Source organism: Streptomyces netropsis, from assembly GCF_014203545.1.
Taxonomy (GTDB): domain Bacteria; phylum Actinomycetota; class Actinomycetes; order Streptomycetales; family Streptomycetaceae; genus Streptomyces; species Streptomyces netropsis.
Genome location: NZ_JACHJG010000001.1, coordinates 467,892 through 493,778, shown reverse-complemented (window position 1 = coordinate 493,778; position 25,887 = coordinate 467,892). Strand labels below are relative to the sequence as shown.

Sequence of the window (25,887 nt, the reverse complement as noted above, 5' to 3'; positions counted from 1 at the left end):
TGGGCACATGATCATCACAGCGGCGCAGTTCACCGCCCGGCCGTGCGACGTCGACGCCAACGTCGCCCGCATGGCCGGGTTCGTCACCGAGGCGGGAGAGCGGGGTGCGGCGCTGGTCGTCTTCCCCGAGCTGGCCGTCACCGGCTACGAGCTGCCGCAGATAGCCGCCGACCCGGACCGGCTCGCCTTCGCCCCCGACGACCCCCGGCTGGCCCCGGTCCGGCAGGCCTGCGCGGCGGCGGGGGTCGCCGCGGTGGTCAACTGCGCGGGGCGCTCGGCGGCGGGGCCGACGATCACCTCGTACGTGTACGGGCCGGACGGCGCGCTGCTCACCCGCTACGACAAGCAGCACGTGACGGATTCGGAGCGCGCCGCGGGCTTCGCCCCGGGGACGGCGGACGGCCGGTTCACGCTGGGCCAGGTCGCGTTCGGGCTGGCCATCTGCTTCGACGCCCACTTCCCCGAGCTCGCGGCCCGCGCGGCGGCCGACGGCTGCCGGGTGCTGCTGGCGAGTTCGCTGTATTCGAAGGGCGCCGGCGCCGAGGAACGCGTGGCGATCTTCCCGGCGCTGGCGAGGGACCACGGCCTGCACGTCCTGCTCGCCAACCACACGGGCCCCGCGGGCCCGTACGACGCCTGCGGTCTCAGCGCGGTGTGGTCCCCGGACGGCGGCGTGCTGGCCGAGGCCTCGGCCACCGCGCCGGGGCTGGTACCGGCGGACGTGCTCAGCTGACGGCGTAGTCCGACCGCCGGTGGCCGTCGTCCCCGTCGTCGGCCCCGCCGGCCCCGTCGTCCCCGTCCCGCGAGGCCGCCTCGCCCGTGAGGTCGCGGGCGAGCAGCGTCGCGCCGGCGACCGCGCCGGGCATGACGAACACCGCGACGAACGGCACCAGGAAGAGCAGGGTGAGGGGCACACCGAAGCCGAGGGCGAGCAGCTTGCGGGAGCGCAGCATCCGCAGGCGTTCCCGCAGGGGGACGCCACGGCGCTGGAGGGCGACTGCGGTGAGTTCCTCGGTGAGGAAGAACCCGGAGACGCAGAAGCCGATCGCCGGGATGACCGTCTGCCCGATGACGGGCACGAAGCCGAGGGCGAAGAGCAGCACGCCCCAGATCGCCACCCGAAGGAGCACGGCGAGGCTCTCGCGGGCGGAGATCCACAGCTCGCGCCAGAGCGGCAGCCCGGATTCGCGGGCGGTGCCGTCCTCGGACAGGTCGACCTTCTCGGAGAGCGACTCGTAGAAGGGCTGGCCGACCAGCAGGGTGACGGCGGTGAAGGAGATCAGCGCGAGCAGCAGGCTGCCGCCGAAGAACAGGGCGGTCAGGCCGCCGCGGAAGAGGCCGAGCCAGGGCGAGCCCCAGCCGTCGGCGAAGGGCGTGGCCCAGTCGACGACGTCGTCCGCGTACAGGACGAGCGCGACCATCGCGCCCGCGTAGCCGACGAGAGTGATCAGCCCGGGCAGCAGTCCGAACCCCCACTGCTTCCGGTTCCGCCCCACCCAGCGCTGGCCCTTGGCCAGATAGGTCATGCCCGCTACAAGATCTCGCATGGCGGCAAAGCGTAGTCGCTTGCCGCGAACGCCCTGACCTTCCTTTCCCGCCTGCGGCGGGGGGGGCGCCCTGCGGGCGCGTCCTCAATCGCCGGACGGGCTGATTTCAGCCCGTCCGGCGATTGAGGACACAGCACAGCCAGCCCGTCCGGCGATTGAGGACCCCCGTGAAGACGCCGGTCGGTCCCCGGCAAGGGCTACGCGTCGAAGCTGACGATCATCTTGCCGGTGTTCTCGCCGCGGAGCATGCCGAGGAAGGCGTCCACGGCGTGGTCGATGCCCTTGACGACCGTCTCGTTGTACTTGATCTCGCCGGAGCGCACCCAGGCCGAGACCTCCTCGATGAACCGCGGGCGCAGCGCCTGGTGGTCGGAGACGAGCAGGCCGTTCAGGCGCAGCCGCTTGCCGATGATCATGCCGAGGTTGCGCGGGCCCGGCGGCGGCTCGGTGGCGTTGTACTGGGCGATCGCACCGCACAGCGCGGCACGGCCGTGCACGTTCATGGAGTAGATGGCCGCTTCGAGGTGGTCGCCGCCGACGTTGTCGAAGTAGACGTCGATGCCGTCGGGGGCGGCTTCCTTCAGCTGCTCGGCGACGGGGCCGTTCTTGTAGTTGAAGGCGGCGGTGAAGCCGTACTCCTCCTTGAGGATCCTGACCTTCTCGTCCGAGCCCGCACTGCCGACGACGTGCGAGGCGCCCTTGAGCCGGGCGATCTGGCCGACGAGGCTGCCGACCGCACCCGCCGCGCCGGAGACGAAGACGGCGTCGCCCTCCTTGAAGGAGGCGACCTCCAGCAGGCCCGCGTAGGCGGTCAGGCCCGGCATGCCGAGCACGCCGAGGTAGGTGGAGAGCGGGGCCGCCTCCGGGTCGACCTTGGTGGCGTGCCGGGCGTCGCCCACCGCGTACTCGCGCCAGCCGAGGCCGTGCAGCACGTGGTCGCCGACCGCGAGGCTCTCGGAGCGGGAGGCGATGACCTCACCGATCGCGCCGCCGTCCATGGGCTGGTCGAGCTGGAACGGGGGTACGTACGACTTGACGTCGTTCATCCGGCCGCGCATGTACGGGTCCACGGACATGTGGACGTTGCGGACCAGGACCTGGCCCTCGCCGAGCTCGGGCACCGCGACCTCGCGCAGGGCGAAGTCCTCGGGCTTCGGCCAGCCCTGCGGGCGGGCGACGAGGTGCCATTCACGGCCGGTGGTGGGCGTTGCGGACATGAAGCGAAGCCTCCTAATGTTTCACTAACTGAAACAACCATGCTCCTCGATATTTCATGTTGTCAAGCAACGCGGTAGCCTGAGACCCATGGTCCCCCGAACGGATGCCCTGACCCTCGAAGTCGTCGAACTCATCGCGACCGTCGTGGCGCGCTACCACGAGGAGTACGAGGAGGCGGCGGCCAAGCACTCCCTCACCGGCGCCCAGGCGCGGGTGCTGGCGCTGCTGGCCAGCGAGCCGCAGCCCATGCGCCGCATCGCGCAGCAGCTGAAGTGCGAGCCGTCCAACGTCACCGGCATCGTCGACCGTCTGGAGGCCCGTGACCTGGTCGAACGCCGACCGGACCCCGCCGACCGCCGAGTGAAGCTCGCCGCGGCCACCGAAGCGGGCCGGGAGGTCTCCGGCCGGCTGCGCGCGTCGCTGAACTTCGCGCGCGAACCGCTGGCGGGGCTGTCGGCGCAGGAGCGCACGGTCCTGCGCGACCTGCTCAAGCGGATGCTGGGCGAGGACCCCGACGACCCGTACACGCACCTCTGAGCGGCGCTGCGGCCCGCCCGGTGGCCCGCTCAGCCGGTCAGGCGCAGATCACGGGCCGTGACGACGGTGCCCAGCCGGGGCATGTCGAGCGTCACCGACGCCCGGTGCTCCGCCTCGGTCAGGGCGCTCATCGCGTCCTCCACGAACACCAGCTCATAGCCGTGATCGGCGGCGGCGCGGGCGGTCGACTCCACGCCGAGGTTGGTGGCGATCCCGGTGAGGACGAGCGTCCGCACCCCGCGCTCCCGCAGCCGCGCGTCCAGCCCGGTGCCGTGGAACGCGCCGACGGCCCCCTTGACGACCTCGATGTCGCCCGGCTCGGCGACCCCGGAGAGCAGCGCGCTGCCGGGCGGCTGCTCCACCACCCCCGGCCGCTCCACCCGTACGACCGCGACCGGCGCCCCCGCCTTGCGGAACGCCCGCGCCAACTCCACGGATCTCTCCGCCACTTCGTCACCGGAGCGCGGCGCGAGCGGAAGCGCCACGATGCGCTCCATGAGATCGACGATCACCAAGGCGGTTCGCTGCGGGTCGATTTCGGTCATGTCCAGACCGTACCGGCCGGGTCGGCGCCGTAGGCGGCCCACGGGCCAGCTCCGGGGTGACGGCGGGTAAAGCTTCGACGACATCCGCCGACGGGGCGCCCGGTAGCGGTGCTGATCATCCGTCAGCGTGGCTGGTTCCCGGCGGTCGGTGTCGCGATATCGCCGCGCCCGGGGACGAAGCCCCCGGGCGGGGTGCCGGGGGCCGGACGGATTGCGCGACGATGCCCCCATGAGCTCAGCGCCCTCCCCCACCCCCGCCTTCGGCCCGCTCGCGTTCCAGCTCGTGCTGCTGCGCCGGATGGCCGACCACCAGCCCGGCCTGGTCGAGGACGCCCTGCGCGAACTGGGCGTCGACCGCTCGGAGATGCGCGAGGCCAACCGCCGCTGGCAGGCCGCGCAGCACTCCCCGCGGCGCCGCGCGGCGGGCGCCCGCTACCGCTCCGTGCTCGGCCCGCCCGAGACCGTCTCCGAGCGCCGCGTGGGGGACCTGACCTTCGAGGCCCTGATGTGGCGCGTGCCGCTCTGGCCCGATCTGAGGTTCGAGGTGCTGAGCGCGCCCGGCGGGGCGGTCTGGAACGAATGGCTGGTCCGGGCCCCCGGCCTGCCCGGCCCCGCGCTGCGTACGGTCCGCGACCTGAGGCCCTGGGCGTGCACCGTGGACGAGGTGGCGCGTGCCTTCCCGCCCGCGCGCCCGATGGAGGGCACGGCCCCCACCCGCTGGCGGCTGTCGTTCACGGCACCGGACGCCGCCGGGGAGCGCGCGGAGTACGTGGCGGAGTTCAGCTGGGGGCTGCTGCAGCGCGTCGTAGCACCACACAGCCCGGTCCGGCGCCCAGGGACACCAGCGCAACCCGGCCCGTCCGGCGATTGAGGACACCGCCGCGCAGCGGTGGTGCGCACGGCACGGCCCGCAGGGGACAAGCGCCTCGTCCTTTAGGCGGAGACCGAAGTGGCCATTTACCCGAGGTGAGAGCGCGGAGCGCATCCGTAGCGTGGGCGGTGCTTCCTCACCCCGGATGGATACCCATGTCCCGTACCCGCCTTTCCGCCCTCGTCCTCGCCCTGCTGATGCTGCCGGTCGCGCTGCTGACCGCCTGCTCCATGGGCGGAACCGCCGACGACAAGGCCAGCGGCACCCCCGCCTCGGCCGAGGAACCGGCCGGGGTCTCCATCCCCGCCATCGGCGTGCGGAGCCCGCTGATGCGCCTGGGGCTGAACAAGGACGAGACCGTGCAGGTCCCGCCGCCGGAAAAGGGCATGACCGCGGGCTGGTACACGGGCGGCGCCAAGCCCGGCGAGCCCGGGGCGGCCGTCATCATCGGCCACAACGACACCCGCGACGGCAAGGCCGTCTTCCACGACCTGGGCAAGGTCGGCAAGGGCACGGTCATCGACGTCGAGCGCGGCGACGGCAAGGTGCTGCACTTCGCGGTGACCGGCACGGAGAAGGTCGACAAGAAGGCGTTCCCGACGAAGAAGGTCTACGGCGGGACCTCGGAGCGGGCGCTGCGCCTGGTCACCTGCGCGGGCGACCTCGACTCCGACGGGCACCCCGTGCAGAACCTGATCGTCTACGCCTCCCTGCGGTCGTGAGACGAGCCGCTCCCGGCCGCCGTGCGGCGGCCGGGAGCGGCTCGTCCGGAGTGGGCCGTCGGTCAGGCCAGCTCGGCCGAGAGCGTGATCGTCGTCCCGGTGAGCGCCTGGCTGACCGGGCAGTTCTTCTTGGCGTCCTCGGCGGCCGCGACGAAGCCCTCCTCGTCCAGACCGGGCACCTCTCCGCGCACGGTGAGGTGGATGCCGGTGATGCCCTCACCCGGCTGGAAGGTGACCTCGGCCTTGGTCTCCAGACGGGTCGGCGGGGTGCCGGCGCCGGTCAGCCCGTGCGAGAGGGCCATCGAGAAGCAGCTGGAGTGCGCGCCCGCGATCAGCTCCTCGGGGCTCGTCTTGCCATTGGCCTGCTCGGCGCGGGACGGCCAGGAGACCGGGTAGTCGCCGATGCCGGACGAGTCGAAGGTGACGGTGCCGCTGCCCTTGAGCAGTTCGCCTTCCCAGACCGTGTGCGCGATGCGGTTCGTGGCCATACTGGCTTCCTCCTGCAAGAACGGTTCAAACGAGTCATATGAAGATCGGGCCCAACGTCCCGATCATCGTGCCGACGCGGCCCTCGCCCCGGTTCCGACACGCCCGGAAGACCCCTCGGACGCCGATTCGGGAGCGCCGTCGGGTATGGCGTCGGAGGCTCCCCTCCCGGACGGCCCGGCGGACGGCGTGTTCCAGGCCACGAGCGCCGGGCGCCCGTGCTCGGTGCCGATCCGGCTGACGGTCGCCGTGTCCAGCCGGAACAGCGCGCCGGCCGCGGGCGGCAGCCCGAGCCTACGGGCGGTCAGCACCCGCAGGAAGTGCCCGTGCGCGACCAGCACCACATCGCCGCCGTCCGCCGACCGCAACCGCGGCGCGATCCGCGCCAGGACCCGGTCGGCCCGCGCGCCCACCTCGTCGAGCGTCTCCCCGGGGTGCTCGGCGGGCCCGGGGACCACCCCGTCGTCCCACAGATACCAGTCGGGCCGGGTGCGCTGGATCTCCGCGGTCGTCACGCCCTCGTAGCCGCCGTAGTCCCACTCCCGCAGGTCGGGGTCGGTCCGTACGCCCGTGAGCCCGGCCAGTTCGGCGGTCCGCACGGCCCGCCCCAGCGGGCTCGCCAGTACCAGGGACACCGTGCGCTCCGCGAGCAGCGGCCGTAGGGCCGTCGCCTGCCCCTCCCCGACCTCGGTCAGCGGCAGATCGGTCAGCCCGGTGTGCCGCCCCGAACGGCTCCACTCGGTCTCGCCGTGCCGGACCAGCAGCAGCTCACTCACCGTCGCGCCGCTCGCCGCCCGCTTGCGCCTCCGCGTCCGCCTGCGCCTGCGCGACCGAGGCCCGTACCTCGTCCATGTCGAGCGCGCGGGCCTGCTTGATGACGTCCTCCAACGCGGCCTCCGGCAGCGCGCCGGGCTGGGCGAACACCGCGATGTTGTCCCGCACGATCATCAGCGTCGGGATCGACTGGATCTCGAAGGCGGCGGCCAGCTCCGGCTGCGCCTCGGTGTCGACCTTGGCGAAGACCAGATCGTCGTGGCGCCCCGCCGCCCCTTCGTAGACGGGCGCGAACTTCCGGCACGGCCCGCACCACTCCGCCCAGAAGTCGATGAGCACGAATCCGCTGCCGGAGACGATCTCGTCGAAGTTGTCCTTGGTGAGCTCCACCGTGCTGCCGCTCATCGCGTGCCTGCCTCTTCCGTTCGTCGTCCAGGGCCCCTGGCAGCGGCAACAGGGCGGGGGTACGTCGTATTCCTAAGGCGCCACGGAGTTACCACCGACGGGCGACGGCGGCTGCGGGGGTGCCGCCGGCTGCTCGGAGGACGGCGGTTGCTCGGGGGACGGCGGCTGCTCGGAGGAAGCCAGTTGCTCGGAAGACGCCGGTTGCTCGGAAGACGCCGGCTGAGCGGGCGGCGACTGCACGGAAGGTGCCGGCTGGGCGGGCAGCGGCTTCTTCAGGCACTCCGCGTACGCGGCACGGGCGTCACCGAGCGCCTTGATCTTCGCCCGCAGGTTGCCGCGGGCCGCGTCGACCCCTTTCCGGGTCTTGTCCACGGCGGCGGAGAGGCGCTTGAGGTCGCGCGGGGCGGGCCCGGCGGGGACACCGCCCGACAGATCGATCCGGTTCAGGGAACCCCGGTATTCCTTCATGGCGCCGTCATTCGCCGATTCCGCCGCCATGAGGTTGTTCAGTCCCGCGTCCCGGGCCTCCTCCGCGGCCAGTGCGGCGAGGCGTTCCTTGACGCACCCCTCGTCGGCCGGGGCCGCGGCCGCCGATACGGATCCGACGGGCAGGAACACGGCCAGGAGGACCGCCCCGACCGCACACGCGGGGGCTGCTCCACGCACCTTCATGACGGGCTCCTTCGAACTCGCGGAAGCTTCCGGAAGGAATGTCCTCCCTACCCCTGGCAGACAATCACCGGCCCGCGCGGACGGCATCCGAAAGCCGCCGAACGGGACCGCCCCGCACCCGAACAGGCGCAAGGTATCGTCGGCCGGGGCCGTCCGGAGAGCCACGGCCGACGCGATCGTCATGGGGAGGACGCGGTGCCGGTGCCGCCCGGGCAGACGCACCTCGCCGCGCCCGGCGGGCCGGAGCGCTGGCGCACGGTCGGCGCGACCCACCACGTCCTCGGCGTCCTCCACAACGTCACCTCCGCGACCCGCCTGCTGGATCTCCTCTCCGTCTTCGAAGGCGATACGCGGATACAGGTGCATTTCACCTGCACGGGCTCGTCGGCGTTCGACGGGGGAATGCGCGAATTCATCGCCGCGAGGGAAATGCCGTGCGTTCCGTGGGACGAGGCGTGCGAGCTGAAATTCGACCTCGCGGTCAGCAGCAGCCGCGGCGGGGAATTGCAGAATATCTCCGCACCACTCATATGCGCGCCGCACGGCGCCGGATACAATAAAAAGCTCAGCCGGGAGCCGGGAGCCGGGAGCCGGGAGCCGGGAGCCGGGAGCCGGGAGCCGGGAGCCGGGAGCCGGGAGCCGGGAGCCTTCGGCCTGACGGACGAATGGCTGGTCCATGACGGCCGGTTGATCCCCTCCGCCGTCGTCCTGTCCCACGACGAACAACGCGAACGCCTGCGCGACGGCTGCCCCGGCGCGGTGCCCTTCGCCACGGTCGTCGGCGATCCCTGCGCCGACCAGCTACGGGCCTCCGCCCCGTTCCGGGACGCCTATCGAGCGGCCCTCGGCGTACACCCCGGCCAGAAATTGCTGGTCCTGACGTCGACCTGGGGTCGGCGCTCCCTCCTCGGGCAGGGCGGCGACACGGTGCGCCGGGCGCTCGCCGAGCTGCCGCAGGACGAATACCGCGTGGTGGCCGCGGTGCACCCCAACGCCTGGCACGGCCATGGCGGTTGGCAGGTGCACACGTGGCTCGCGCCGTTCGTCCGCGCGGGGCTCGTCCTGCCCGTCCCCGAGACGGACACCTGGAAGGCCGCCCTGGTCGCCGCCGACGCGTTCATCGGCGACCACGGCTCGGTCACCCTCTACGGCGTCGCGCTGGGCCTTCCCGGCCTGCTGGGCGCCTTCGACGACGGCGTCGTGGCGGTCGGCTCACCGATGGACCTCCTCGGCGGGCTGCTGCCGCGCGTCACGGCGGGGCGTCCGCTGGCCGGGCAGCTGGCCGAGGCCGCGGCCACGCAGCCCGGCGACGAACGGCTGGCCGAGGTGGGCGGCCTGGTGACGTCCCGTCCGATGCGGTCGATGGCCCTGCTGCGCGGCCTGTTCTACGAGCACCTCGGGCTGCCCGAGCCGGCCGACCCGGCGGTGGTCCGGCCCGTGGCGATCCCCCGCCGCCCGCACGACCGGCGCCGGGACCCCGCCCCTCCCCCGGTGTTCGTGACCGCCCGCTTCGAGGAGCACGACGGGGGCACCGCGACGGTCACGGTCCGCCGCTACCCCGCGGCGGTGCAGGGCGCCGAGGCCGGACACCTCCCCGACCCCCACCTCGTGGCCGCCGAAGGAGAGCCGGACACCCGCTGGCTGCACACGGCGGACGTCGTCCTGGCCCGCCCCGACGCGACGGGGCGGCCCACGGGGGAACGCGCGGGACCGCTGTTCGACCGGTATCCGGGGTGCGGCGCGGTCGCCTTCCCGGAGCCGACGGACGGCGGACCGGCCGGGTCGGCTGGTCCGACGGGGGACTGCGGGCTCGTCCTGCGTGACGGCCGGGAGCTCACGGCCCGCTGGCGGGACCCCCAGTGGTGGACCACGCCCCAGACCGCGGCGGCCGCCGCCCACGCCTGCCTGGCCCGCTTCGGCCCGTCCTGGCAGGGCGAGATCACGGTCCGAACGGGTGACCACCTGGCGCCCGCCGTACTGACCCTTGCCGCCGTGCGCCGAGGCTGACGGGGGCCGGTCGCCTGCCGTGCGGCCCCGCCGGGGAAGAGCCACCGGCCGGACCGCCATACCGACGCGGTCGGCCGAGCGGCACCCCGGGCGCGGCGGACGCGACTGCCCTACGAACCCGCACCACCGACGGCCACACCGCAAAGCCCCCACCCACCGCCCCATCGGCCACAGGCCGGTCGCCGGACGAAGCACGGTCGGCGCCGACCGACGTACCCGACCGAACCACAGCACCGGCGGCCAGCCCACCACCGACGTCGACACACCCCACCCACCGACAAGCCCCCACCCACCGACCCATCGATACCAGTCGGTCTCCGGACGAAGCCACAGCCGGGATCAGGAGACACGCCCCGCCCTACAGACCCGAGCAGGCCGCAGGCCCACCGGCACAAGCCGGTCACCCGACGACGCCACCGTCGAGATCAGAAGACACGCCCCGCCCTACGAACCCGAGCCGGCCGCAGGCCCACCGGCAGACGCGCCGTCATCGTCCGCGGCCAGTCGCAAACGCACCGCCGCCGCCTTCACGCTGCCGATGCCCGTGTAGGTCTCCAGCGCCGCCCGCCACTCCCGGTGAGCGCCCTCGTGATCGCCGCTCGCGGCCAGGACGTCGCCCCGCAGCAGTACCGCGTCCGCCCGCTCCTTCGGGGCGACGCGGGGCGGGAACAGGGCCATCGCCTCGTCGAGCCCCGCCAGCGCCTCGTCGGGGCGGTCGGCCCGGAGGCGGGCTTCCGCGTAGCGGGTGAGGGCGCGGGCCTCGTTGTAGCGGTCCGGGCGGGCGACGGCGGGGTCGTGGCGGTCGGTCAGGGACGCGAACAGGCGGCGGGCGTTCAGCAGCAGCCGCGCCGCCTCCGCGTGGTCGTGGGCGGCGCTGTGGGCGCGGCCCCGGTGGTACTCCAGCAGGGCGCGCCCCCGTGGGTGCTCGATGTCGCCGAGCGCGGTGGCGGCCTCGCGGAACAGGGTGATCGCGTCGTGGGGGCGGCCTTCGCGGAGCGCGAGCTGCCCCAGGCCCTCCAGCACGGAGGACGCGGTGCGCGCGTGTCCGATGCCGGTCGCGAGGGCGCGCGCCCGCTCGTAGTGGTGCCGCGCGGCGTCGTTGTCGCCGTCACCCGCGCGGTCGTACAGCGCGAAGGCGGTCTCGTAGTGCATCCGGGCGAGGACGAGGTCGTCGCGCAGCCGCCCGGCCGCTTCGAGGGCCTGCTCGCACACGCCGATCCAGCGTGTGTGGTACTTCCGGCGGAAGAAGAAGCCCCGCAGCGCCTCGGCGAGTTCGCAGGTGAGCGTGGAGCGGCCGGTGCGGGCGGCGAGTGCGACCACGGCGGCCGCGTTCTCCCCGTCCGGCTCCAGTGCGTCCAGGGCCGCCGCCTCGCTCTCGAAGACCGCGGCCGGCCGGGCCGGGTGGGTGAAGCGGGAGCCGAAGCGCCACCGGTCGGAGACGAGGGACTCGGCCGCCGCGGCCCGCTCCAGGTACCAGTCGATGATCGCGTCCGTGGCCGTGTCGGACGGAGCCGGCGCGCCCGCCGCGGCGTCCGGGGGCGTCTCGTCCAGCAGCCTGCGCGCGTAGGCGTGGACCAGGCCGTTCATGCGGTAGCGGCCGGCCGTGGAGGGCTCCAGCAGCCGCTCGTGCACGAGGGTCCGTAACGCCTTGGCCCCGGCGCGGCCGTCGCCGCCCAGCCGCTTCACCAGGTCGCCCGCGAACTCGCCGGTGGGGTGTCCGCCGAGCATCCGCCAGACCGCCGCCGCTCCCTCGTCCAGGGCGGAGTAGGCGACGTCGAGGACCTTGGGGTAGGGGATCTCGTCGGCCACGGACAGCGCCTCCCATACGGTCTGCGGATCGGCGAGCTCGTCCGCGAGCTCGCGCAGCGCCTCCGCCCCTTCCGCCGCGCGTACGCGCGCGATGCGGACCGCCAGCGGCAGCCCGGCGCAGGCGCGGATCACTTCGCGCAGCGCCTGCCCGCCGTCGTGCCCGCCGTCCGGGCCGTCCTCGGCGACGGGGCCGAACAGTTGCGCGCAGGCGTCGTCGTCCAGGGCGTCCAGCGTCACGTAGTCCGGTCCGGGCTGCGAGACGCTCAGGCCGGTGAGCCGATTGCGGCTGGTCACGACCACGACGCTGCCGGGCGCCCCGGGCAGCAGGGGGCGGACCTGCGCCGGGACGACGACGTTGTCGAGGAGCATGAGGCTCGGCTCGTCGGCCGTCAGGGACCGGAAGTACGCCGACAGTTCGGCCAGACCGGTGGGTCGCTCCTCCCGCGGGGTGCCCAGCTGGCCGACGAAGGTCTCGAGCACGCTCACCGGATCGATCGGGGAGCGCGGGCCCTGCGGGCTCATGTCCGCGTAGAACTGGCCGCCGGGGAAGGCGTCACGCACGTCGTAGAGCCAGCGCAGCGCGACGGCGGTCTTGCCGATGCCCGGGATGCCGGTGATGACCACGATCCGCGGGGCTCTCCGGTCGTCCCGTCCGGCCAGCAGGTCGTCGAGCTTCGCGCGGGGAGCGGCGCGGTCGACGAACTCCTCCGGCTCGGGCAGCAGCATCCGGGGCGTGCGGACGGGAGCCGCCTGCCCCCAGTGCACGTTCTGCGCCTGGATGACCGTCCCGGAGAAGGTGCCGCCGGAAATGCCGTTGCCGATGAAGTCCACGCACCCCGCCCGTCGTCGTTCCGGCCACGACGCGCCCGAGCCGGGCCCCCACGCTGTCGTGATCTCGCGGACTCAGTGTGCCAAGCCGGCGGCGGACGGTGGTGCGATGTGCGCCACACCGGCGCGAAAGGGTCCACGAGAGCGCCGGAGGGGCCCCGGAGGGCGCGGGCAGGGGGCGCGAACACGCCCCGGATGCGCGACGCCCCGGCCGGGAAAACCCGGCCGGGGCGTCGACATCGCAAGTCAGAACGTTTCTTCCTGGAACCGTGTGGTGGGGCGGGTGGGACTCGAACCCACGGCCGACGGATTATGAGTCCGCTGCTCTAACCGGCTGAGCTACCGCCCCATTCACGGCGCGTCGCGCACATCTGTGCGCGCCGTCTGCCGCAGCATAGCTGCTCATACGATCTGCTGCCCCTGAGGGTCCGCTTTGCGTGACCAGCCTGCCCATGAGGACTTCGATCACGCATGGATGGTTCCCCCCGGGCATGAAAAAAGGGCCCCCGTAGGGGCCCTTCCTTCACTGCTCCCCCGACTGGACTCGAACCAGTAACCTGCCGATTAACAGTCGGCTGCTCTGCCAATTGAGCTACAGGGGACTGCGCTCCCCCGACTGGACTCGAACCAGTAACCTGCCGATTAACAGTCGGCTGCTCTGCCAATTGAGCTACAGGGGATTGCTGCGGTGCCTCGAATGCTCTGCCTTCCGGTCTCCCGGGCGGCGTGCGCTCGCTGCGACACATACATTAGCGCAAGCAGGGGGGTGCTCCGCCAATCGGTATGCCGTGAGTGACCTTCGGGTCCGACGGGTAGGCGGTGCACAGCCCCCACGGCCCCCGCCGACACGCGCGGGGCTCGGCGGGGCGCAAGGGTCATGAGGGTCGTCAGGGTCTGCGGGATCCGAGGGAAGGGTGGAGCGCGATGCGCTACCGGCTGACGTTCATCATCGGTGCGGCCGTCGGGTACGTACTCGGCGCACGGGCCGGGCGTGAGCGCTACGAACAGCTGCGCAAGGGCGCGCAGCGGGTCGCGCAGAACCCCGCGGTGCGCAATACGGCGGAGTCCGCCGCACAGAACGGCCGGGCCATGACGGCCACGGCGATCCACAGCCTCGGTGAGCGCCTGCCGACCTCGATCTCGGACCGGATTCGCGGCCTGCGCGAGAAGGGTCAGGAGAACGAGGACGACTGGGGCACCACCAACACCTGACCGATGACGGACGGGCGCCGGGGATTTGGCATCATCCTCCGCATGGGCATAGTCGCGGGGCTGGACAGTTCCACCGAGAGCACGAGAATCGTCGTCTGCGACGCGGAGACGGGCACCGTGCTCAGGCAGGGCTACGCCCCGCATCCGACGACGGGCCCCGAGGGTGATCCGCAGGCGTGGCTGGTCTCGCTCGGCGAGGCCGCCGCGGGCGGACTGCTGGAGGGGGTGCAGGCCATCGGCGTCTCCGCGCAGCAGCACGGGCTGCTCGTGCTGGACGCCGGCGGGGTGCTCGTACGGCCCGCGATGCTCGGCAACGACCGGCGTGTGCAGGCGGCTGCGGCCGATCTGACCGACGCGCTCGGCGGCCGGGCCGCGTGGGCGGAGGCCGTCGGGTCGGTGCCGCAGGCCGGGCAGTCCGTGGCGAAGCTGCGGTGGCTGGCGCGCAACGAACCGGAATCGGCGACGCGGGCGGCCGCGCTGATGCAGCCCCACGAGTGGCTGGTGTGGCAGCTGCTCGGGCGCCCCGTGCGGCGTACGACCGACCGCGGTGCCGCGTCCTCGACCGGCTACTGGTCGGCGGCGACCGGCAGCTGGCGGCCGGATCTCGTGGAGCTGGCGCTGGGCCGCCAGGCGGCGCTGCCCGACGTGCTGCACCCCGCCGAGCCCGCCGGGCACACCCCGGAGGGCCTGCTGATCTCCGCCGGGACGGGCGAGACGATGGCGGCGGCCTTCGGGCTGGGCGTCGGCCCCGGCGACGCGGTGATCTCGCTGGGCGCGTCGGGCTCGGTCTTCGCCGTGCACCACGAGGCGCTGGTGGACCCCACGGGCACGATCACCTCGTTCGCGGACGCGACCGGGCGCCATCTGCCGGTGGTGCACACGCTCAACGCGGTACGGGTGCTGCGCGGCACGGCCGAGATCCTCGGTACGGATCTGAACGGGCTGTCCGAGCTGGCACTGCGGTCCACGCCCGGCGCGTACGGGCTGGTGCTGCTGCCGTATCTGGAGGGCGAGCGCACCCCGCATCTGCCGCACACCGCCGGGACGCTGGCGGGGCTGCGCCGCGAGAGCATGAAGCCGGAGCATCTGGCGCGGGCCGCCTTCGAGGGCATGCTGTGCGGGCTCACGGACGCCCTGGACGTGCTGCGCGGGCGCGGCGTCGACGTGCGCCGGGTCTTCCTGCTGGGTGCCGCGGCCGAGCTGCCGGCCGTGCAGGCCGTGGCGCCGACGCTGTTCGGCGCTCAGGTCGTCGTCCCGCAGGCGGCGGACTACGCGGCGCTGGGCGCGGCCCGGCAGGCCGCGTGGGCGCTGGGCGTCCAGCAGGGCGTGATGTCGCACCTCGAGCCGCCGCGCTGGCCGGCCGCGGCCAGCCAGGCGTTCGAGCCGGGTGAGGATCTGGCGGTGGGGCAGGCCGTGCGGCAGCAGTACGTGACCGTGCGCGAGCAGACCCACCCCGGGGCCTTCCAGGGCGGCGCGTGAGGCGGCGCCCGCCGTCCGGTGCGGGCCGTCAGTCCAGGTAGCCCCGGAGCTGGTCGGCGAAGGCGTGGTCGCGGAGCTTGTTGAGGGTCTTGGACTCGATCTGGCGGATGCGTTCGCGGGTGACACCGAAGATCCGGCCGATCTCCTCCAGGGTGCGGGGACGCCCGTCCATCAGTCCGTAGCGCAGCTGCACGACCTTGCGCTCGCGCTCGCCCAGGGTGGACAGGACGGCTTCCAGGTGTTCGCGCAGCAGCAGGAACGCGGCCGATTCGACGGGGGAGGCGGCGTCGCCGTCCTCGATCAGGTCGCCGAGCGCGACGTCGTCCTCCTCGCCCACGGGGGCGTGCAACGAGACGGGTTCCTGGGCGAGGCGCAGGACTTCGCTGACCCGCTCCTCGGAGAGGTCGAGGTAGGCGGCGACCTCCTCGGCGGTGGGTTCGTAGCCGCGCTCCTGGAGCATGCGGCGCTGGACCCGCACCACGCGGTTGATCAACTCCACGACGTGGACGGGGACCCGGATCGTACGGGCCTGGTCGGCCAGCGCCCGGGACATGGCCTGGCGGATCCACCAGGTGGCGTACGTCGAGAACTTGTAGCCCCGGGCGTAGTCGAACTTCTCAACGGCCCTGATCAGCCCGAGGTTTCCCTCCTGCACGAGGTCGAGCATGGTCAGCCCGCGGCCGATGTAGCGCTTGGCCACGGAGACGACGAGGCGCAGGTTCGCCTCGATGAGCCGGCGCTTGGCCATCCGGCCGAGGACCACCAACCGGTCGAGGTCGAGGGCGAGTTGGGAGTCGAGGTCGGGGGTACTGCCGAGCTTCTCCTCGGCGAAGAGCCCGGCTTCGACGCGGCGGGCCAGCTCCACCTCCTCGGCAGCGGAGAGCAGGGGGATGCGGCCGATCTCGCGGAGGTACTGGCGGAAGAGGTCGGAGGACGGGCCACCGGTGTCGGCCGCCCGCACCGCCGGCTCCGGGGCCGCCTCGTCGGCGAAGGTCTCGGACGCGGGTGGCTCGGACTGCCGTGGCACGGTCGGGGCCGGGTCGGCCGGGGCCTGAGGCAGGGTCGGGGTCCGGGTCTGCACGGGGGCGACCTCCAGGGTGATCGCTGCCGATTCGGGGGCGGCATGCGCAGGAGGGACGGAGACGGCCGGGCCGCCGTCCGTCCCGGGGATCAAGAGCGACTTCGCGAAGGGCTCCGGGTCCAGTCGCCCGGACCTGCCGCGCTCCGAGGACTCAGGCACCGCCCACCAGTGTGGGGTACGACACAGGCCCGCCACGAGGGGCGTGCGGGCATTTTCTGAGCCCGCACGGTGACCGGCCGATTACTGAACGGGGCCCTCGCCGTGTCCTCGTCGCCGGACCGGCCGGGGCGACGGGTGTCCCTGCAGGACGGGCTGCGCCCAGCGGACGGGCTGCGTCCTCAGAGGGCAGCACAACGGCCGCAGTCGCGGCAGGAGCATGCCCGGCCACCGCCCGGGGCGGGCAACGGCTACCCCACAGCGCTAGAGCGCAGCCGCGCCGCGGTCCTTGAGGGAACGGCCGTACTGCTCGAGCACCCACAGTTCGTTCTGCACGGCGGTCAGGTGCTCGGGGGCTGCCTGGGGGCCCAGGCGGACGAGGCTGCCCTGGACTTCCTCGATGCGGCGCTCGACCGCCCGCAGGCGGACCTGGACGAGCTGCACGCCGGCGTAGATCTCGTCCACGTTCTTGTTGTGGATGGCCTCTACGGCCAGCTCCGTGACCATGGCCCGGACGGTGTCGTCGGGGGCGACGTCGCGGACCCGGGCGAGGTAGTCGTCGGCGGCGTGGGTGACTCCCCCGGCCTGCTCGATGGCGCGGCGCACGGCGACGTAGGGCGGGGCGGTGAATTCGTCCTCGCCGTAGGCGTCGAAGGCGGGGGCGACCAGCTCGGGGCGCTGGAGGGCGAGCTTCAGCAGCTCGCGCTCGGTGCGGTGGGCGGGGCTGCGGAGGTTCAGGGCGGGGCCGCCGCGCGCGGGGGCCTGCTGGGGGGCCGCGGCGGGCGCGGCACGGTGCTGCCGGCCGCCGCCCTGCCCCTCGCCGGGGCGGACGCCCCGCTCGCGGGCCCAGCGGGCGAGCTGGCCCACGCGGCGGACGACGAACTGCGTGTCGAGGATGCCGAGCATGCCCGCGAGCTGCACGGCGTACTCGTGCTGGATGGAGCCGTTCTTGATGTTCGCGACGATGGGCGCGGCGGCTTCGAGGGCCGCGGCCCGGCCCTCGGCGGTGTCCAGGTTGTGCCGGGCGACGACCTGCCGGATGGCGAACGCGAAGAGCGGGGTGCGGGTGTCCACGAGGGCCTGGACGGCCGCGTCGCCCTGGGCGAGGCGCAGCTCGCAGGGGTCCATGCCGCCGGGGGTGATGGCGATGGACGTCTCGGCGGCGAACTTCTGGTCGTCCTCGAAGGCGCGCAGGGCCGCCTTCTGCCCGGCCGCGTCGCCGTCGAAGGTGAAGACGACCTCGGCGCCGGAGTTGTCCATCAGCAGCCGGCGGAGGATCTTGATGTGGTCGCCCGCGAACGCGGTGCCGCAGGTGGCGATGGCGGTGGTGACGCCGGCCAGGTGGCAGGCCATGACGTCGGTGTAGCCCTCGACGACGACGGCACGGCTGGTCTTGGCGATGTCCTTCTTGGCGAGGTCGATGCCGTAGAGGACGTGGGACTTCTTGTAGAGCGGGGTCTCGGGGGTGTTGAGGTACTTCGGGCCGTTGTCGTCGTCGCGGAGCTTGCGGGCGCCGAAGCCGATGACCTCGCCGGTGATGTCGCGGATGGGCCACATCAGCCGGCCGCGGAAGCGGTCGATGGGCCGGCCGTTGCGGCTGTCCTGGGCGAGGCCGGAGAGGATCAGCTCCTTGTCGCTGAAGCCCTTGCCGCGCAGGAAGCGGGTGAGGTGGTCCCAGCCGGCCGGGCTGTAGCCGACGCCGAAGTGCTGGGCGGCGGCCTGGTCGAAGCCGCGGCTCGCGAGGAAGGCGCGGCCGATCTCGGCCTCGGGGCTGTCGAGCTGCTCGACGTAGAACTTCGCGGCGTGCTTGTGCGCCTCGACGAGGCGGATGCGCTCGCCCTGCTGGCGGCCGGGGGTGTAGCCGCCCTCCTCGTACCGCAGGGTGATGCCGGCGAGGCCCGCGAGCCGCTCGATGGTCTCGGCGAAGGAGAGGTGGTCGATCTTCATGACGAAGTCGACGGTGTCCCCGCCCTCCTGGCAGCCGAAGCAGTAGAAGAGTCCCTTGGCGGGGCTGACCTGGAACGACGGGGACTTCTCGTCGTGGAAGGGGCACAGGCCCTTCAGGTTTCCGCCGCCCGCGTTGCGCAACTGGAGGTACTCGGAAACGACGGCGTCGATCGGGACCGCGTCCCGAACCGCCTTCACGTCGTCATCGTTGATCCTGCCTGCCACGCCGTGAATTCTACGGCCGGGGTCCGACAGTCCGGACCGCTCACCCCGGGAGCTTGATCGTGAAGCGGTAGTGCGGGCCGATCGACTCCACGACGAACTCCTCGCCGGTGACGGTGAAGCCCTGGTGCTCGTAGAAGCCCCGGGCGGAGGTGCGGCCGTTGCACCAGGCGAGGCCGGCGCCGCGGGCGGCGGCCTGGTCCAGCCCGGCCCGCAGGACGGCGACGCCGTAGCCGAGGCCCCGGACGGCCGGGTCGCTGGCCATGCCCCGGAAGCGATAGGCGGTGGCACCTTCCTCGGAGGCCGCATCCCCGTCCCCCTCCCCCGGCAGCGCCTCGGGGAAGAAGCTGACGCAGGCCCGTACCGTTCCCCGCTCGTCGTACGCCGCTATGTGGAAGGTGCCCGGAGCCGCGTCCTCCGCGAAGACGGCCGTCTGCGCCGGCAGGCCCGGCCGCAGCACCGACCGGCGCAGCTCGAAGATCTCCGCCACGGGTACCACGGCCGTACGGGCCGGTGAGGTCGTCATACGGATCACGCTACGTCCGGCGGGTCGCCCCGGGGAAGCACTACCGGCGCCCCGCCTACGGAAGCAGTGATTCCAAGGGGATGCCCGGGTCGGCGAGGGCGTTCGGGTCGAGCCGGACGCCGGAGCGGATCAGCTTCTGGACGGTGTCCGTGACGTCCCACACATTGACGTTCATCCCGGCGAGCAGCCGGCCTTCCGCCAGCCAGAAGGCGATGAACTCGCGCTTGCCGACGTCACCGCGGCAGACGACCTGGTCGTACGAGCCGGGGGGCGCGTAGCCGGAGTACTCCAGGCCCACGTCGTACTGGTCGGAGAAGAAGTAGGGCACCCGGTCGTACGACACCTCCTGGCCCAGCATGGCGCGGGCGGCGGCGGGGCCCTCGTTGAGGGCGTTGGCCCAGTGCTCGACGCGCAGCCGGGTGCCGAGCCAGGGGTGCTCGGCGGCCGCGACGTCGCCGGCGGCGAAGATGTCGGGGTCGGAGGTGCGCAGCGAGGCGTCGACGGCGATGCCGCCGCCGTCGGCCCGGTCGACGAGGGCGAGGCCCGCGGCCTCGGCGAGGGCGGTGCGCGGGGCGGCGCCGATCGCGGCGAGGACGTCGTGGGCGGGGTGCTCCTCGCCGTCCTCGGTGCGGGCGGCCAGGACCATGCCGTCGTGGCCGGCGATCTCGGTGAGACGGGCGCCGAAGTGGAAGCGGACGCCGTGCTCGGTGTGCAGATCGGTGAAGAGCTGGCCCAGCTCGGGGCCGAGGACGGTGTGCAGCGGGGTGGGCTCGGACTCGACGACGGTCACCTCGGCACCGTAGCTGCGGGCGGCGGCGGCGACTTCGAGGCCGATCCAGCCCGCTCCGGCGATGACGAGGTGGCCGTTGTCGCGGCCGAGAGAGGCGAGGACGCCGCGCAGCAGCTCGGCGTGGGCGAGGCGGCGCAGGTGGTGGACGCCCGCGAGGCCGGTGCCGGGGATGTCGAGGCGGCGGGGTTCGGCACCGGTGGCCAGCAGCAGCCGGTCGTAGTGGATGCGGGTGCCGTCGCCGAGGCGCACGGACTTGGCCTCGCGGTCGAGGTGGACGGCGGGCTGGCCGAGGTGCAGCTCCACGTCGGCCTGGGCGTACCAGCCGGGTTCGTGGACGAAGACGCTCTCGCGCTCGTCCTTGCCGATGAGGTAGCCCTTGGAGAGCGGCGGCCGCTCGTAGGGGTGGTCGCGCTCGTCACAGATGAGGATCACCCGCCCGGTGAAACCCTCCGACCGGAGGGTCTCGGCGGCCTTCGCCCCGGCCAGGCCCCCTCCGACGATGACGAACGTCTGGTGTGCGTCGACCACTTGCTGCCTCCTCGATGCCACGCAGAACGTCTGCGTCAACCGCCCCCGGTGGTAAATCAGCAGTGCCGAGCGTCCCGCACGGAGCCTGCCGCCGGAAGAGGGACTACCCCGGACGGGTCAGGTGTCCACTCTCAGCCCGTCCGGCGATGGAGGACCGGGGGGCGGGGCGGAGCCCCGGCGGTGACCCGAGGGCCCTGCCCCACGCGTGCGGGTCACCCCCTGGGCCTGGCCGCAGGCCGCCCCGCCGCGAGGCGGGCCCGCAGGGAGCGGGCCGAGGCGTCGGTGAGCGCGGCGATCTGGTCGACGACGGCACGCAGCCGGCCCGCGTCGTCGTCGGCCTCGGCGAACAGGGAGCGGAACTGCGGGTCGAGCCCGTCGGGCGCGCGGGCGATGAGCGCCTCGGCCAGCTCGGCGATGACGATCCGCTGGTCGGCGCGGAGTTTCTCCTGGTCCTCGCGCTGGATGACGTAGCGGTCGGCGACGGCCTTCAGCACGGCGCACTCGAGGCGGGTCTCGTGGGGGACGACCAGCTCCGCGTGGTAGCGGGTCAGCCGGCCCGGCCCGAACGCGGCACGGGTGGCGGATTCCGCGGCGAGGCAGAAACGGCCGATGAGCTGGCTGGTGGCGTCCTTGAGGCGGGCCTGGGCGACGGCCGAACCGTCGTAGCCGTGCGGCCACCACTCCTGGTCGAGGAGGCGGTCGAGGGCCTCGGCCAGCGCGGTCTCGTCGGCCCCGGGGGCGTAGCGGGCGGCGGCCACGGCGAACACCTCGCGGCGCTCGGGGTCGGCCTGCAGCATGTTGGGGTCGAGGTGGCCGGCGTGCAGGCCGTCCTCCACGTCGTGCACGGAGTAGGCGACGTCGTCGGACCAGTCCATGACCTGGGCCTCGAAGCTCTTGCGGTGCTCGGGGGCGCCCTGGCGGAACCACTCGTAGACGGGGATGTCGTCGGGGTAGACCCCGAACTTCCGCGAGCCCGGGTCGGTGGGGTGCCCGCCGCGCGGCCAGGGGTACTTGGTGGCGGCGTCGAGGGCGGCGCGGGTGAGGTTGAGGCCGACGCTCACCAGCCGCCCGGTCGGGGCGCCCCCGTGCGTCTCCGGCACGAAGCGCTTGGGCTCCAGACGGGCGAGGAGGCGCAGCGACTGGGCGTTGCCCTCGAAGCCGCCGCAGGCCTCGGCGACTTCGTTGAGCGCCTGCTCGCCGTTGTGCCCGAAGGGCGGGTGGCCGAGGTCGTGGGCCAGACAGGCGACTTCCACCAGGTCGGGGTCGCAGCCGAGGGCGGCCCCCAGCTCCCTGCCCACCTGGGCGCACTCCAGGGAGTGCGTGAGGCGCGTACGGGGGCTGGCGTCCCAGGCCTGACCGCTGACGCCCGGCGTGACGACCTGGGTCTTGCCCGCGAGGCGGCGCAGCGCGGCGGAGTGCAGCACCCGCGCACGGTCGCGCTGGAAGGCGGTGCGACCAGGGCGTTTGTCGGGCTCGGTGGCCCACCGCTCCAGGTCCGGCGCGTCGTATCCGGCGATGCCGGGCTTTTCCGTTGCGGTCCGTGCTGTGCCGTTCATACTCCGACCGTAACCGCCGGGTGTGACAGCTGCGCCCGCGTGCGGCCGCGGCTGTCGGCCGACCGGTGTGGAACGAGCCGGGCGGGCGAGCCGGGCGGGGGCGCGCGGGGCCCCGGTCTGCTCAGCCTGAGGGGGCGGGGCCGTGGGGTGCGGGGCCAGTCGTCGGGGAGAGCCCGGCGAGCTGGGTGGCGAGCTGGGCGCTGATGAGCTTCAGCAGCTGCGCGGGGCCGGAGAAGTCCTCCAGGCCGAAGTCGTCGCCCGCGCGCGCCGAGTCGCCGGCGCGCGCCAAGCCGCCCGCGCGCGCTAAGTCCGCGTCACCCGGGCAGTCCGACGCGCCCGGGCAGTCCGAGTCGCCCGCGCCTGCGGAATCGGAGGTGCCGGAACCGGTCGGGCCGGTGGGGCGATCGGCCCGGCGGCCGGCGGGAGCGGAAGCTTCGGTGGGTGTCGGCTCCTTCATGGTGCCGAGTCTGACGAGCCGGAGTTGCCGTGTCGTTGCGTCCCGGTGACGGCTCGTTTCCTACGGTTCATCAGCCCCTCCGCCGGGGCGTCCGGGGCGGGAACCGCACCGGGAGGCGGGGCGTTGAGGCTTTGGTGAACGGGGGAGAACGACATGAGGTTGGCGCGAAATCTGCGGAAGCGTCTGCGGTTGCCGGTGACCAGACGCGAGCGCCGGCGCGCGCTGTGGGCCGTGGTGGCGGGCTGTGTGCTGGCGCTGCTGCCCGTCACGTGGGTGTACGCGGCGGCGGAGCCACGGCTGCGGGAGGTGCGCGACGTGCCGTCGGCGCCGGTCGCGATGGTCTTCGGCGCGGGCCTGTGGCAGGGCAAGCCGTCCCCGTATCTGGCGCACCGGCTGGACGCGGCGATCGAGCTGTACCGCGCGGGCAAGGTCCGGGTGATCCTGGTGACGGGTGACAACGGCCGCGAGGAGTACGACGAGCCGGACGCGATGCGCCGCTATCTGACCGAGCACGGGGTGCCCGACGGGCGGGTCGTCAGTGACTACGCGGGCTTCGACACCTGGGACTCCTGCGCTCGCGCCAAGCGGGTGTTCGGGGTGGACCGGGCCGTGCTGATCAGCCAGGGCTTCCACATCCGCCGCGCGCTGGCGCTGTGCGGGGCGGCGGGCATCGACGCGTACGGCGTCGGGGTCGACGCCGTGCACGACGTCACCTGGTACGGGGGCGGGGCCCGCGAGGTCCTCGCCGCGGGCAAGGCCGCGCTGGACGCGGTCGTCCGCCCGAGCCCCACGTTCCTGGGCCCGCACGAGCCGGGGGTCGAGCGGGCCCTGTCGGCGGCGGAGCGGGAGTAGGGCGCGGCTCAGCCCATATCAGCCCGTCCGGCGCTTGAGGACGCGCCCGCAGGGCGCTCCCGCCGCAGGCGGGCGGGCAGCGGCCCGCAGCCGAAGTCCCGTCGGACAGCCCCTAAGCGGCCGGCTGGCCATGCGCGTCGACTTCCTTCAGGTACAGCTCGCGCGTCTCGTCGTCGAGGAACGCCGCCCGGAAGGAGTTCCGGGCAAGGATCCGCAGCGTCTCGGCGTCGAGGCCGAGGGCGTCGCGCACAGCCGCGAAGTTGTCGTCCGCGTAGCCGCCGAAATACGCGGGGTCGTCGGAGTTGACCGTCACCAGCAGTCCGGCGTCGAGCATGGAGCGCAGCGGGTGGTCGGCCAGCCGGTCGATGACGCGCAGCCGTACGTTCGACAGCGGACAGAGCGTCAGCGGCACTTGGTCGACGGCCAGTCGGGCCACCAGGGCGTCGTCCTCCATGGCGCGGACCCCGTGGTCGATCCGGTCGACTCCGAGGACGTCGAGCGCCTCCCAGACGTATGCGGGCGGGCCCTCCTCCCCCGCGTGGGCCACGCACTTGAGCCCGGCCTCGCGGGCGAGCGCGTACACCTCGCGGAACTTCGACGGCGGGTTGCCGACCTCCGCCGAGTCCAGCCCGACGGCCGCGATGCGGTGCAGATGGGGGCGGGCGGCCTCGAAAGTCGCCAGCGCGGATTCCGCACTCTCGTCACGCAGAAAGCACATGATCAGGCGCGTGCTGATGCCGTACTTCGACGGGGCGGCGTCGAGCGCGCGCGTGAGGCCCTCGATCACGGTGCCGATCTCCACACCGCGCGCGGTGTGGGCCTGCGAGTCGAAGAAGATCTCCGCGTGCCGCACGCCCTGCGCCTGCGCGCGGGCCAGATAGGCGTCGGCGAGGTCGGCGAAATCGTCCTCGGTGCGCAGCACGGCCATCAGTGCGTAATAGAGGTCCAGGAACGATTGGAGGTCGGCAAAGGAGTAGGCGGCCCGCAGTTCGTCCTGCGAGGCGTACGGCAGCTCGACGCCATTGCGCGCGGCGAGCGCGAAAGCCAGCTCGGGCTCCAGCGTGCCCTCGATGTGGAGGTGCAGCTCTGCTTTGGGTATCGGGGGCAGCGACACGGTGGGACCTTTTCCTGTTCCTGTTTCCGTAACGACTGTCCGGTATGCGGCCTGACGTCCGTGACAGCCGGGAGCGGGGCGTCCTGCCAGCGTAAACCCGGAACGGCCGCACACCGCCGGGCCCCCCGAGAAGCAGCTCGGCCCCCTGGACGCCAACAGCCTCCACACTCTTGTTCTCTTTTTACATATTCGACCGCAAAAGGGGATTGCAAGCCGGTTTGCACCACCTGCGACCCGGACAGCATCCGCACGTAGTGGCTGCCTCCGCGAATTCACCGCAAGGAGAAGACATGCTGCACGGAACCGCCTTACGTGAAGCGATCACGGCTCCCCGGACCATGCCCCTGCTCGGAATCTACGATATGTACTCCGCCTCACTGGCGGCCCGGTACTACGACGGCTTCTTCGTATCCGGATTCGGTTTCGCCGCCTCGCATTACGGCCTTCCGGACATCGGTTTCATCGCCTGGCCGGACATGCTGGCCTTCACGGAACGACTGCGCGCGGCCTTTCCCGGCCACCACCTGTTGGTGGACATCGACGACGGCTTCGGCGACCCCGAGGTCGCCTGCCACGTCGTGCGGAGACTGGAGCGGGCGGGTGCCTCCGGGGTGATCCTGGAGGACCAGAAGCGCCCCCGCCGGTGCGGGCACGCGGACGGCAAGCTGATCCTGCCGCTGGACGAGTATCTGGAAAAGCTCCACCAGGTCCTCGACAGCAGGGAGGACCTGGTCGTCGTGGCCCGTACGGACGCCACCGAGGAGGCCGAGATCATGCGCCGGGCGGCGGCGCTGGCGGAGACCGCGGCGGACGTCGTCCTGGTCGACGGGGTGAGAAGCGTCGAAAGCATTCAGAAGATCCGTTCGGTCGTCGGCACCAAACCACTGCTGTTCAATCAGATCGCGGGCGGTAAATCGCCGCGCCTTTCCCTGTCGGAACTCACGGAACTGGGCGTGGACGTCGCCATTTACAGCACGCCTTGTCTGTTCGCCGCGCACCACGCGATCGACGGCGCCCTGGCGGAGCTGAGGAAGACGGACGGACGGCTGCCGGACCCCCGGCTGACCGAGGCGATCGGCGTCGGGGACGCCACGGAACTTCTGGCGAAGAACCTCAGCCGGCCCCGTATGACGCGACAGTCGTCGGCGACGTGAGCGGTGTGAGAAGTCGCCTCCGCAAGCCGGGGAAACCACCTCACCCTCTCTGGTCGTCCACGGCGGGCATCACCGTCACGATCGCCGCGGCCGTCCTCTTCTGCACGGGTGCCGCGTACCCGGCACCGGTACCCCTCGCCGTCCTCCCGGACGACGAACCCGAGGCGTCCTCCGTCAGCGGGGCACGCACCGGGCTCCTGTTCATCGACAACTCGCACGCGGACTCATGGCTGGAGGTCGACCGGACGCTGAACACGTTGTTCGCCGGCAAGGGCACCGCGGGCAGTGACCACGACGGTGGCGGCGGCGCCATCGACGTACACAGCCGGGACGTCTCCGGCACCGGCAACTCCCCCGCCCAGAGCGGCGACCCCGGCCAGGACGACGACTGA

Annotated in this window: 25 protein-coding genes and 3 tRNA genes; 10 read left to right on the top strand and 18 right to left on the bottom strand. The window is 72.9% G+C overall.

The genetic code is table 11. From position 1 onward, the window contains the following. The first annotated feature begins 7 nt into the window (after positions 1-7). Complete coding sequence (locus FHS38_RS02200) at positions 8-733, top strand: carbon-nitrogen hydrolase family protein (RefSeq protein WP_184730062.1); 726 nt, start codon at positions 8-10, stop codon at positions 731-733. Here the strand turns inward: FHS38_RS02200 and FHS38_RS02195 are convergent. Next, positions 726-1,547: an EI24 domain-containing protein gene (locus tag FHS38_RS02195; RefSeq protein ID WP_184730060.1), complete on the bottom strand. Its 822-nt coding sequence runs from the start codon at positions 1,545-1,547 to the stop codon at positions 726-728. The two genes, FHS38_RS02200 and FHS38_RS02195, sit on opposite strands and share 8 nt — an antisense overlap. A gap of 197 nt (positions 1,548-1,744) precedes the next feature. After that, positions 1,745-2,764, bottom strand: a complete 1,020-nt coding sequence (locus FHS38_RS02190; RefSeq protein ID WP_184730058.1) for an NADP-dependent oxidoreductase — start codon at positions 2,762-2,764, stop codon at positions 1,745-1,747. Between the two features lie 88 nt (positions 2,765-2,852). On the opposite strand from FHS38_RS02190, the gene FHS38_RS02185 reads away from it, so the two are divergent. Next, complete coding sequence (locus tag FHS38_RS02185) at positions 2,853-3,302, top strand: MarR family winged helix-turn-helix transcriptional regulator (RefSeq protein ID WP_184730056.1); 450 nt, start codon at positions 2,853-2,855, stop codon at positions 3,300-3,302. Positions 3,303-3,331: 29 nt separating this feature from the next. On the opposite strand, the gene FHS38_RS02180 is transcribed toward FHS38_RS02185, so the two are convergent. Further along, complete coding sequence (locus FHS38_RS02180) at positions 3,332-3,847, bottom strand: isochorismatase family protein (protein ID WP_184730054.1); 516 nt, start codon at positions 3,845-3,847, stop codon at positions 3,332-3,334. A 229-nt stretch (positions 3,848-4,076) separates the two neighbouring features. Here FHS38_RS02180 and FHS38_RS02175 point away from each other — a divergent pair, with 229 nt between their 5' ends. After that, positions 4,077-4,718, top strand: a complete 642-nt coding sequence (locus FHS38_RS02175) for a hypothetical protein (protein WP_184730052.1) — start codon at positions 4,077-4,079, stop codon at positions 4,716-4,718. Positions 4,719-4,873: 155 nt separating this feature from the next. Next, positions 4,874-5,440 carry a class F sortase gene (locus FHS38_RS02170; RefSeq protein ID WP_184730050.1) on the top strand — a complete coding sequence of 189 codons (567 nt, stop codon included), beginning with the start codon at positions 4,874-4,876 and terminating at the stop codon, positions 5,438-5,440. Between the two features lie 62 nt (positions 5,441-5,502). Here FHS38_RS02170 and FHS38_RS02165 read toward each other — a convergent pair whose 3' ends face one another. From FHS38_RS02165 to FHS38_RS02150, 4 genes are all read right to left on the bottom strand, one after another. After that, the gene (locus FHS38_RS02165) at positions 5,503-5,928 is read right to left on the bottom strand and encodes an OsmC family protein (protein WP_184730049.1); all 426 of its coding nucleotides are present in this window, start codon (positions 5,926-5,928) and stop codon (positions 5,503-5,505) included. A gap of 63 nt (positions 5,929-5,991) precedes the next feature. Further along, positions 5,992-6,702, bottom strand: a complete 711-nt coding sequence (locus FHS38_RS02160) for a histidine phosphatase family protein (RefSeq protein ID WP_184730047.1) — start codon at positions 6,700-6,702, stop codon at positions 5,992-5,994. After that, positions 6,695-7,105, bottom strand: a complete 411-nt coding sequence (gene trxA, locus FHS38_RS02155; protein ID WP_184730045.1) for a thioredoxin — start codon at positions 7,103-7,105, stop codon at positions 6,695-6,697. Before trxA ends, FHS38_RS02160 begins: the two co-directional genes overlap by 8 nt. A gap of 72 nt (positions 7,106-7,177) precedes the next feature. After that, complete coding sequence (locus FHS38_RS02150) at positions 7,178-7,777, bottom strand: hypothetical protein (RefSeq protein WP_184730043.1); 600 nt, start codon at positions 7,775-7,777, stop codon at positions 7,178-7,180. 195 nt (positions 7,778-7,972) lie between these two features. Here FHS38_RS02150 and FHS38_RS02145 point away from each other — a divergent pair, with 195 nt between their 5' ends. Then, positions 7,973-9,784 carry a hypothetical protein gene (locus tag FHS38_RS02145; protein WP_184730041.1) on the top strand — a complete coding sequence of 604 codons (1,812 nt, stop codon included), beginning with the start codon at positions 7,973-7,975 and terminating at the stop codon, positions 9,782-9,784. Positions 9,785-10,228: 444 nt separating this feature from the next. On the opposite strand, the gene FHS38_RS02140 is transcribed toward FHS38_RS02145, so the two are convergent. From FHS38_RS02140 to FHS38_RS02125, 4 genes are all read right to left on the bottom strand, one after another. Beyond that, a complete protein-coding gene (locus FHS38_RS02140; RefSeq protein WP_184730039.1) occupies positions 10,229-12,424 on the bottom strand; it encodes a tetratricopeptide repeat protein in 2,196 nt (731 codons plus the stop codon). 269 nt (positions 12,425-12,693) lie between these two features. Continuing rightward, positions 12,694-12,770, bottom strand: a tRNA-Ile gene (locus FHS38_RS02135). A 180-nt stretch (positions 12,771-12,950) separates the two neighbouring features. Beyond that, positions 12,951-13,023, bottom strand: a tRNA-Asn gene (locus tag FHS38_RS02130). 5 nt (positions 13,024-13,028) lie between these two features. Further along, positions 13,029-13,101: transfer RNA gene (locus FHS38_RS02125), tRNA-Asn, on the bottom strand. Positions 13,102-13,345: 244 nt separating this feature from the next. Here FHS38_RS02125 and FHS38_RS02120 point away from each other — a divergent pair. Further along, a complete protein-coding gene (locus FHS38_RS02120; protein WP_184730037.1) occupies positions 13,346-13,633 on the top strand; it encodes a YtxH domain-containing protein in 288 nt (95 codons plus the stop codon). A 42-nt stretch (positions 13,634-13,675) separates the two neighbouring features. Next, the gene (locus FHS38_RS02115; protein WP_184730035.1) at positions 13,676-15,112 is read left to right on the top strand and encodes an FGGY family carbohydrate kinase; all 1,437 of its coding nucleotides are present in this window, start codon (positions 13,676-13,678) and stop codon (positions 15,110-15,112) included. 28 nt (positions 15,113-15,140) lie between these two features. Here FHS38_RS02115 and FHS38_RS02110 read toward each other — a convergent pair whose 3' ends face one another. From FHS38_RS02110 to FHS38_RS02085, 6 genes are all read right to left on the bottom strand, one after another. Next, the gene (locus FHS38_RS02110) at positions 15,141-16,352 is read right to left on the bottom strand and encodes an RNA polymerase sigma factor (RefSeq protein ID WP_373301752.1); all 1,212 of its coding nucleotides are present in this window, start codon (positions 16,350-16,352) and stop codon (positions 15,141-15,143) included. A 261-nt stretch (positions 16,353-16,613) separates the two neighbouring features. After that, positions 16,614-18,521 (bottom strand): DNA primase, encoded by a 1,908-nt coding sequence (gene dnaG / locus FHS38_RS02105; protein WP_184730033.1) that lies wholly within the window; start codon positions 18,519-18,521, stop codon positions 16,614-16,616. 40 nt (positions 18,522-18,561) lie between these two features. Further along, the gene (locus FHS38_RS02100) at positions 18,562-19,044 is read right to left on the bottom strand and encodes a GNAT family N-acetyltransferase (protein WP_184730031.1); all 483 of its coding nucleotides are present in this window, start codon (positions 19,042-19,044) and stop codon (positions 18,562-18,564) included. A gap of 55 nt (positions 19,045-19,099) precedes the next feature. Beyond that, positions 19,100-20,362, bottom strand: coding sequence for an NAD(P)/FAD-dependent oxidoreductase (locus tag FHS38_RS02095; protein WP_184730029.1), 1,263 nt, complete (start codon positions 20,360-20,362; stop codon positions 19,100-19,102). 212 nt (positions 20,363-20,574) lie between these two features. Then, positions 20,575-21,918 (bottom strand): deoxyguanosinetriphosphate triphosphohydrolase, encoded by a 1,344-nt coding sequence (locus FHS38_RS02090; protein ID WP_184730027.1) that lies wholly within the window; start codon positions 21,916-21,918, stop codon positions 20,575-20,577. A 121-nt stretch (positions 21,919-22,039) separates the two neighbouring features. Then, entirely contained in the window at positions 22,040-22,375 is a 336-nt protein-coding gene (locus FHS38_RS02085; protein WP_184730025.1) for a hypothetical protein, read from the bottom strand. 153 nt (positions 22,376-22,528) lie between these two features. Here FHS38_RS02085 and FHS38_RS02080 point away from each other — a divergent pair, with 153 nt between their 5' ends. Next, complete coding sequence (locus FHS38_RS02080; RefSeq protein ID WP_184730023.1) at positions 22,529-23,227, top strand: SanA/YdcF family protein; 699 nt, start codon at positions 22,529-22,531, stop codon at positions 23,225-23,227. A gap of 112 nt (positions 23,228-23,339) precedes the next feature. Here FHS38_RS02080 and FHS38_RS02075 read toward each other — a convergent pair whose 3' ends face one another. Beyond that, positions 23,340-24,335 carry an adenosine deaminase gene (locus FHS38_RS02075; protein ID WP_184731072.1) on the bottom strand — a complete coding sequence of 332 codons (996 nt, stop codon included), beginning with the start codon at positions 24,333-24,335 and terminating at the stop codon, positions 23,340-23,342. Between the two features lie 296 nt (positions 24,336-24,631). On the opposite strand from FHS38_RS02075, the gene FHS38_RS02070 reads away from it, so the two are divergent. Further along, a complete protein-coding gene (locus tag FHS38_RS02070; RefSeq protein WP_184730021.1) occupies positions 24,632-25,495 on the top strand; it encodes an isocitrate lyase/PEP mutase family protein in 864 nt (287 codons plus the stop codon). A gap of 5 nt (positions 25,496-25,500) precedes the next feature. Next, a complete protein-coding gene (locus FHS38_RS02065; protein ID WP_221494658.1) occupies positions 25,501-25,887 on the top strand; it encodes a hypothetical protein in 387 nt (128 codons plus the stop codon).